The following is an 8445-nucleotide window of genomic DNA, read 5'->3' on the forward strand; positions in this document are numbered from 1 at the left end:
TCGTCGCCGTCACCGCGTGCGCCACCGGCATCGCCCACACCTTCATGGCCGCGGACGCGCTGACCGCCGCGGGCAAGAAGAGCGGGGTGGACCTCGTGGTCGAGCCCCAGGGTTCGAGCGGATACCAGGCGCTGCCCGCCGACGTCATCGCCGCGGCCGACGCCGTGATCTTCGCGGTCGACGTCGACGTACGGGAGCCGCAGCGCTTCGCCGGCAAGCCGGTCGTGCGCACGAGCGTCAAGCGGGGCATCGACTCGCCCGACAAGTTGATCGCCGAGGCCGTCGCGGCCGCGAAGGATCCGAAGGCCGAGCGCGTCTCCGGCACGGCGCAGGCCGCCACGAGCGCCGCCGCGACCGAATCGGTGGGCGCGCGCATCAAGCGCTGGCTGCTCACGGGCGTGTCGTACATGATCCCGTTCGTCGCCGGCGGCGGACTGCTGATCGCGCTCGGCTTCCTGCTCGGCGGCTACGAGGTCACCGCGAACGCGGCGACCGTGATCATCCAGAATTCGCTGTGGGACCTGCCCACCGAGGACATCACCTCGCCGCTCGGGCCGCTGGGGCAGTATCTGGGCTCTGTCGCCTTCATGATCGGCGCCACATCGATGGGGTTCCTCGTGCCGGTGCTCGCGGGCTTCATCGCCTTCGCGATCGCCGACCGGCCGGGTATCGCACCGGGTTTCGTCGCGGGTGCGGTGGCCGTGCTCATGAACGCGGGCTTCATCGGCGGCCTCATCGGCGGTGTGCTCGCCGGCTTCATCGCCTGGTGGCTGGGGCGCCTGCCCGCCCCGCGCTGGCTGCGCGGCCTGATGCCGGTCGTCATCATCCCGCTGATCGGATCGATCGTCGCGTCGGGCCTGATGATCCTCTTCCTCGGCCGTCCGATCGCGCAGCTCATGGTGGGCCTGACCGACTGGCTGAACAGCCTGACGGGCGCGTCGATCATCGGACTGGGCGTGATCCTCGGCCTCATGATGTGCATCGACCTCGGCGGACCGGTCAACAAGGTGGCCTACACCTTCGCCACGACGGGTCTGGCCGCCGCCTCGACGAGCGACATCTACGGCACGCCCTTCCTCATCATGGCCGCGGTCATGGCCGCCGGCATGGTGCCCCCGTTGGCGATGGCACTCGCGTCCACCGTCATGGCGCGCGGCCTGTTCAACCCCGTCGAGCGTGAGAACGGCAAGGCCGCATGGCTGCTGGGCGCCGCGTTCATCTCGGAGGGCGCGATCCCGTTCGCGGCGGTCGACCCGCTGCGCGTCATCCCCGCCTCGATGGTGGGCGGTGCCGTCACCGGCGCGCTCAGCATGGCCTTCGGCGTCTCGTCCCTGGCCCCGCACGGCGGCATCTTCGTGTTCTTCGCGATCAATCCGTTCTGGGGCTTCGTCGTCTCGATCGTCGCGGGCGTCGTCGTCTCGGCCCTCGTGGTCGTCGCCCTCAAGAAGTGGGTGCACAAGAAGGGCGCGGCCGAAGAGGCGTCGCTGACACCGGCCGGCGTGCCCGTCGCCGCCTGAGCGACAACGACGAAGAGTGGATGCTGCGGACCCGTGCGGGCTGCGGCATCCACTCTTGTGCGTGTGCGGTGCGCGGCTCAGATGTCGAGCGTGTCCATCGGGTCGAGCGGGATGAACTCGCCGCCGCCCTGCGCCGTGGCCCACTGCAGGCGCGCGCGGTGCATGTCGCGGCCGATGACGGACACCGTCATATCGTGCGTGCCGAAGGCGCGGCGGGGCGCGACGGCGAGGACGAAGTCCATCGCGTCGCCGATCTTGAGCCAGGGGGCCCCGAGGGGTGCGGCCAGGACGTTGACCTCGACGCCCTCGGGGACGGTGTAGGAGTCCCCCGGGTAGTAGAGGGTGTCGTTGACGAGCACGCCGACGTTCTGCACCTGCGGCAGGGACTCGTGGATGATCGCGTGCTCGCCGCCGAAGAAGCGCAGCGTGAAGGGCCCGATCTCGACCGTGTCGCCCGACTCGACGACGGTGACGCCGTGGTCCGACGCCGCCCCGGCCACCCCCGCGGGACCGTAGATGGGCACATCGGGCGAGGCGCGTCGGATGCGATCGAGCTGCTCGGGTGTCCAGTGATCGGGGTGCTCGTGAGTGAGGACGACGGCCACGACGTGCGACATCTCGGGGAACGGGGTGCTGAAGGCGCCCGGGTCGATGATGAGCCCTTTGCCTTCGTGCTCGAGGAGGAGGGCGGCGTGTTCGTGCTTGGTCAGGCGCATGAATGAAGTCAATCGCCCGGACAGGGCGTCGGCAAGCCGACCGCCGCGGACCGGCGCCGATTTGTCGAGTGCTCCGAGGTCATGGCATACTTGAACGGTTGTCGACGCGGCCCCATCGTATAGCGGCCTAGTACGCCGCCCTCTCACGGCGGTAACGCGGGTTCGAATCCCGCTGGGGTCACAACACATGAAAAGCCCATCCTTTCGGATGGGCTTTTCGCATTCCGCGGGCGTGCGCCCCGCCCGGCGCCGGTCCCGCTATCCGGGTCGCAGGCGACGCGAACCCACATTTTTGCAGCGAGCCACCACGCGACGAATGGTGGCTCGCTGCAAAAATGTGGGTTCGGTGAATCAGGCGCGGCCGAACGAAGCGCAAGCCTGGGAATTCCCCGCGAGCGACCCTCAACGACATATCGGTGAGTATCGTTGACGTCATCTCGACCGATGAGGAGATCATCATGAACGGATCGTTCGACGCATTCAACGGGTTCGGCTTCGGCCAAGGCGGCGGAAAGCCCGGCGCCGGAATCTGGGAGGCGATGGAACAGCTGCGCGACGAGTTCGAGCGCCGAGTCGGCCCCAAGGTCGGCGTCCGCATGGGCCGCGGTGACGTGCGTGCGGCCGTGCTCGCCCTGCTCGCCGAGTCGCCGATGCACGGCTACCAGATCATCCACGAGATCGAGGAGCGCAGCGGCGGATCGTGGAAGCCGAGCCCCGGTTCCGTGTACCCGACGCTGCAGCTGCTCGCCGACGAGGGTCTCATCACGGCCGAAGAGGCGAACGGGCGCAAGACCTACGCGCTCACCGAGGCGGGCCAGGCCGAAGTCGATGCATCGGCCGACAAGCCTGCGCCGTGGCAGAGCGGCGCGCGCCCCGACACCGCCGGCCGGATGGCCGCGCTGCCCAAGGCTGGTGTCGAGCTCGCGCAGGCCGCCGCCCAGGTCGCCCGCACGGGCACGCCGGAGCAGGTGCAGGAGGCCGTCGCCGTGCTCGATGAGGCGCGCCGCCGGCTGTACTCGATCCTCGCCCAAGACTGACCCGGTGCCCCCGGCACGTCGGCGTCGCGGAGACAGGATGCCCGACGCCCGCAACACGCGCGCCCGCTACCGTCGTATCCTGCGCTTCGCCGCCCGCTACCTGGTGCAGACGTGGTGGTTCGAGATCGTCCTGCCTCGGTTCGGGCTCGCGAGGGTCGCCGAGCGCACGCGCAGCCGCCGCATGCGGCGGTTCGCACGCCGGTTCCACGTTCTCGCCGTCGACCTCGGTGGCCTGATGATCAAGGTCGGGCAGTTCATGTCCTCGCGCCTGGATGTCCTTCCGCCCGAGATCACGAAAGAGCTCGAGGGCCTGCAGGACGAGGTGCCGCCGGTGCCGTTCGCGGCCATCAAGGCCGCCGCGGAGTCCGAGTTGGGGGTGCCGCTCGAGCGCGCGTACGCGTGGTTCGATCAGACGCCCGTGGCGGCGGCATCCCTCGGCCAGGCGCACCGCGCGCGCCTGATCGAGGCGGACGCGACGCAGACCGGGTTGGATGCCGTCGTCGTCAAGGTGCAGCGTCCCGGTATCCAGCAGATCGTGGACGTCGACCTCGCGGCTCTGCGCCGCGTCGGCGGATGGCTCAGCCGCATCCGGCTCGTGTACACGCGAGTGGATGCTCCGGGGCTCGTGGAAGAGTTCGCGGCGACGAGCCTCGAGGAGATCGACTACCTGCACGAGGCCGGCAACGCCGAGCGGTTCGGCCGCGACTTCGCCGATGATCCCCGGGTCGCGGTTCCCGAGGTCGTCTGGGAACGCACGACCCGCCGCGTGCTCACGCTGCAGGACGTCACCGCGATCAAGGTGACCGATCACGAGGGGCTCCGCGCCGCCGGCATCGACCCGGACGACGTCGCACGCGCCTTCGCCGCCGTCATGTTCGACCAGCTGTTCGATCACGGCTTCTTCCACGCCGATCCCCATCCCGGCAACGTCTTCGTGACGCTGCTGCCCGGGGAGAGTGAGGGGGGCGGCCCGGCGTGGCGGTTCACCTTCATCGATTTCGGAATGATGGGCGAGGTGCCGGGCGGCATCCGTCGCGGCCTTCGCCAGGCGCTCATCGCCGTCGCGACCCGGGACGGGCGCGGGCTGGTCGACGCGATCCGCGAGGTGGGGGTGCTGCTGCCCTCGGCCGACACGGCGGAGCTCGAGCGCGCGATGACCCAGTTGTTCGCACGGTTCGGTGGCATGGGATTCGCCGAACTCGCCCAGGTCGACCCGCGAGAGTTCCGCGACTTCGCCATCCAGTTCGGCGATGTCGTGCGTTCGCTCCCGTTCCAGCTGCCCGAGAACTTCCTGCTCATCATCCGCGCCTCGTCACTGACCTCGGGGGTGTGCAGCGCGTTGAACCCCGCATTCAATCTGTGGGATTCGGTCGAGCCCTACGCGGCGGGGCTCATGCGCGACGAGCGCGGCACCATCGCTCAGGCATTCGGCAAGGAGGCCGTCGAGATCCTCGGTGTCGCCGCGCGTCTTCCGCGGCGGCTCGACGACCTCGTCACCCGGTTCGACGACGGACGGGTCGCGGTCGACACTCCGCGGCTTGATCGGCGTATCGCGCGGCTGGAGGCGGTGACACGCCGTGTCGTGTCGGCCGTGCTCTTCGCGGGCCTCTTCATCGGGGGCGCCGTGCTGCACGCGCAGGCGCCGGTGCTCGGCGTGGTGCTGATCGCCGTCTCGGCGGTTCCGCTGCTGCACGCCGCGTTCGGCGGCCTCGCGGGCCGCGGCCGCGGCTGACGCGAAAGCGCGGGGCGGCAGCATCCATCGTCAGGATGCCGCCGCCCCGCGCTTCGCGAGGTGTCAGTACCAGCCGACCGACTGCGAGTGCGACCAGGCGCCGCAGGGGCTGCCGTAGCGGCCCGAGATGTACCCGAGGCCCCAGGCGATCTGCGTCGCGGGGTTGGTCTGCCAGTCCGCGCCGGCCGAGGCCATCTTGCTGCCCGGGAGGGCCTGGGGGATTCCCGTCGCGCCGCTGGAGGCGTTGTAGGCGTTGTAGCGCCAGCCCGATTCCTTGTGCCACAGCGACACCAGGCACGAGAACTGGTCATCGCCCCAGCCGTAGCCGCCCAGCATGCCGCGCGCCGTGGCTTGCGCGTCGGCGGGGCTCGTGCCGCCGACCGCCCCGCCCGTGGCGTAGACGGGGGCGGGGGCGGATGCTGTCGATGACGACTTTGCGGCTGCCTCGGCCTCGGCGGCGGCCTGTGCGGCGGCTGCGGCGGCCGCTTCCTCTTCGGCCTTCTTGGCCAGCGCTGCGTCGAGGCTGCCGCGCAGGCTCGCGACGCGCTCGTCGACGACGGCCACGAGCGCGGTCACGTCGTCGGTGAGGTCGGGAACGAAGGGGGCGGGCAACACGTCGGCCTTCTCGAGCCGATCGGCGGCGCTCTCGAGGGCTGCCGTGTCGACGCTCGTGTCGGGCTGTCCGATGTCGAGGCCGGCGCCGGAGATGTCGGCCTGAACGCTCGCCGCCGCCGCGACCGAGGCCTCGGCGGCGGCGAGGGCCTCGCGAGCGCCGGTCGAGATCTCATCCGTGCCGCCGTCGGTCACGACGGCCGTGGGCTGTGCGGGCACGACGAAAGAGGCCAGGGCGACGCTCGACGTCGTCGCGGAGGCATCCGCCTGCGAGGCGGGGGTCGCGGTCAGACCCACCGCGGCGACAAGGCCCAGCGCCACCGCCGACGTGAGGATGGCGGGGCGGCGGGCGAGGCGCCGACGGCGCCGCTCGTCGAGGCGTCGTGAGCGGCGGTCGGGGGACGAAGACGTGAAAGAGCGCATGCGTAACCGGGTTCCGTATCGAGGTTCTGCGCCTTCGGGTGGCGCGGGGTGTCCGCGCAGGCGAACACAAAGCGCCGAGTCTTGCAGGTCTCACCTGAGTGCTTCCGGTGTGTTCCCTGGACGTGACGTGCGATCGAACGCTGGGGAAAGCCCTGATCCTGACCCCGCGGGCATCCGGGGCGGCCCTGTTCGGAGACGGGCGTACGCTGAACCCGTGCCCGCAGATCCGTCGCGCCAAGCCGCGCGTATGCAGCTCGCGAGCCTCACCGCCGAACCGCAGAACTCCCGCGCCGCCGCCGCGCTCTCCGCGCGATTCGGCCCCGCGCGCCCGGTGGGCGCGCGCCCCGCGGCGGTGCTGATGCTCTTCGGCGTGCTCGATTCACTGGCGAGCGATCACCGCGCGGCATCAGCCTCGGTCTCGCGTGATCTCGACGTGCTCCTGCTCGCGCGGGCCTCGACGCTGCGCGCGCATCCGGGCCAGGTCGCCTTCCCGGGTGGACGCATCGATCCGGGGGACGAGGGTGCGGTGGGGGCCGCCGTGCGGGAGGCGCGCGAAGAGACGGGCCTTGACCCCGCCGGTGTGGAGGTGCTGGGCACGCTCGCCGAGGTCCCGTTGGCGTACTCGGGTCATGTCGTCACACCCGTGCTCGCCTGGTGGCAGCATCCCTCGCCCGTTCGGGTGGTCGATGCGGGGGAGTCGGCCGATGTCTTCCGCGCGCCCGTCGCCGATCTGCTCGACCCCGCCAATCGCGGCGTGACCGTCCTCCGGAGAGAGGGCCAGGAATGGCGCGGGCCGGGCTTCCTCGTGCCGCGGGGGGACGGCGAGCACCTCGTCTGGGGCTTCACCGGGATGCTGCTCGACGGCCTCTTCGAGTTGCTCGGCTGGTCGGAGCCCTGGGATCGCTCGCGGGTGCTGCCTCTCGCGGACCCGCGGGTGGGTTCCTAAGCCTCGATCCACCGATGAGCCCTGGGGGGCCGGGGGTGGCGTGATCGCCGCGTGGTGACATAGCGGGGGCAGCACTAAGTTCCGGGCGTCGCATCCCGGTCGTCCACTGGGTCTCGGTCGTGCCGCGGTTGCGGCGGTGGTCAGGCGGTCGCCGGTGGCGGTGGTGCGTGCGTGATGGCGAAGAGTCGAGCGAACGCGTTCTGCCAGGGCCAGGCCTCGGGCAGGTGCAGCGTGACACGGCGCGCGGAGCGCGCCAGCCGCGCCGGGACGTGAATCAGGGTGCGGCGGATCGTCGCGGTCGTCGCTCTCGCCAACTGTCCGGCCCTGTCGGCGATCAGACCGGCCGTGCGGGTGAGGTTCAACGCGATCACGGCGAGCACCAGCCAGGCGCTGTTCGCGGTGAACACCCCGGAAGGCAGGTGCGCGAGCGGCCCGTTCTTCAGGTCGGCGTGGACTTGCTCGACGACCGCGTGGCCGCGGTGGGTCTTGTCCGCGACGACGGTGTCCATGTCGTCCGTGCTGGTGGTGGTGAAGAACGCGTGGTGCCGGTAGACGTCGAACAGCGTCGGCTGCTCCAGCTGCCGCGGGTTCAGGTCAGGGATGCGCCGCACCACCAGCCGCCCTTCGACGCGTTCTGCCTTCTTCCTGGACCGGAACGCGGTGAACGGGACCTCGGCGACCTCAGCTTTCGAGATCCAAGCCCCGGTGGTCTCGTCGCGGATCGCATTCGGGTACTCGATCATCGTCCACGCATCATCCGGGATGGTGGCGATCGTGGTCTTCACCGCCGGATCCATCCGGACGGTGACCGACACGTCGGCGCCGGCGTTGATCGCGGTGCCGATCGTGGCGTGCCCGTAGAACGCGGAGTCCGCGCGCAACAACGGCCGGACCCCGGTCACGACACCGGTGCGGCGCAGGACGGCGAGGGCGTCGCCGACGATCCGGGCGGCGCCCTTCGGGGAACCGGTCTTCCCCTGCCGCAGCCGCTGGCCGAGGATCACCGGCGCCGACGAGCTCGTCGATGCCGTGGCGAGCAGCGCGTTCAGACCGCGGACGCCGGAGTACCCGAACCCGGCGCCCTGCTTCTGATACCCGTGGACCTCGATGATCGTGTCGTCCAGATCGACCATCACCCGCTCACCTTCTCGAGCCCGCACCACCGGCGCCCGCGCGGTGAGGTTCCGGAGGACCCGGGAGGCGACGGCGTCGAGCTGGCGGACGTGCCCGAAGGTGAACTGCCGCAGGAACGATCCCAGCGTCGACGGCGCATAGGTCCTTACGAACAGTCGCCCCATGCCGCCGTGGCGGAGCAGGTTCATGTCATCGATCGAGTCCGCTCCGGCGAGCATCCCCGCCACCAGCGCCATCACCTTCGCGCCGGCGTTGGAGCCCTTGTCCGTCGGGACGCTCAGCCGAGACTGGGCGAGCTCGTCCAGCCCCGCGGAGCGGGCAAGACGGA

At 70.7% G+C, this 8445-nt stretch carries 7 protein-coding genes and 1 tRNA gene; 5 read left to right on the forward strand and 3 right to left on the reverse strand.

Annotation, left to right across the window (positions count from 1 at the left end; translation table 11 throughout):
• Positions 1 to 1517 (forward strand): fructose-specific PTS transporter subunit EIIC (locus DI573_RS12440; RefSeq protein ID WP_292814746.1); only part of this gene is annotated, 1517 nt, incomplete at its 5' end.
• A gap of 77 nt (positions 1518 to 1594) precedes the next feature.
• Here the strand turns inward: DI573_RS12440 and DI573_RS12445 are convergent.
• Complete coding sequence (locus tag DI573_RS12445; RefSeq protein ID WP_292814749.1) at positions 1595 to 2233, reverse strand: MBL fold metallo-hydrolase; 639 nt, start codon at positions 2231 to 2233, stop codon at positions 1595 to 1597.
• Positions 2234 to 2341: 108 nt separating this feature from the next.
• Here DI573_RS12445 and DI573_RS12450 point away from each other — a divergent pair.
• The 3 genes from DI573_RS12450 to DI573_RS12460 all read left to right on the forward strand — a co-directional run bounded on the left by DI573_RS12450 (position 2342) and on the right by DI573_RS12460 (position 5002).
• Positions 2342 to 2414, forward strand: a tRNA-Glu gene (locus tag DI573_RS12450).
• Positions 2415 to 2691: 277 nt separating this feature from the next.
• Entirely contained in the window at positions 2692 to 3270 is a 579-nt protein-coding gene (locus DI573_RS12455; protein ID WP_292814759.1) for a PadR family transcriptional regulator, read from the forward strand.
• A 37-nt stretch (positions 3271 to 3307) separates the two neighbouring features.
• Positions 3308 to 5002, forward strand: a complete 1695-nt coding sequence (locus DI573_RS12460; RefSeq protein WP_292814751.1) for an AarF/UbiB family protein — start codon at positions 3308 to 3310, stop codon at positions 5000 to 5002.
• Between the two features lie 63 nt (positions 5003 to 5065).
• On the opposite strand, the gene DI573_RS12465 is transcribed toward DI573_RS12460, so the two are convergent.
• On the reverse strand, positions 5066 to 6037 hold the full coding sequence (locus DI573_RS12465) for a lytic transglycosylase domain-containing protein (protein WP_292814753.1): 972 nt from the start codon (positions 6035 to 6037) through the stop codon (positions 5066 to 5068).
• 214 nt (positions 6038 to 6251) lie between these two features.
• Here DI573_RS12465 and DI573_RS12470 point away from each other — a divergent pair, with 214 nt between their 5' ends.
• The gene (locus DI573_RS12470) at positions 6252 to 6983 is read left to right on the forward strand and encodes a CoA pyrophosphatase (protein WP_292814755.1); all 732 of its coding nucleotides are present in this window, start codon (positions 6252 to 6254) and stop codon (positions 6981 to 6983) included.
• Positions 6984 to 7123: 140 nt separating this feature from the next.
• Here the strand turns inward: DI573_RS12470 and DI573_RS12475 are convergent.
• On the reverse strand, positions 7124 to 8445 hold a 1322-nt coding region (locus DI573_RS12475), incomplete at its 5' end, for an IS1380 family transposase (RefSeq protein ID WP_292814757.1).

This window comes from Microbacterium sp. (assembly GCF_003248605.1).
Classification (GTDB): Bacteria; Actinomycetota; Actinomycetes; order Actinomycetales; family Microbacteriaceae; genus Microbacterium.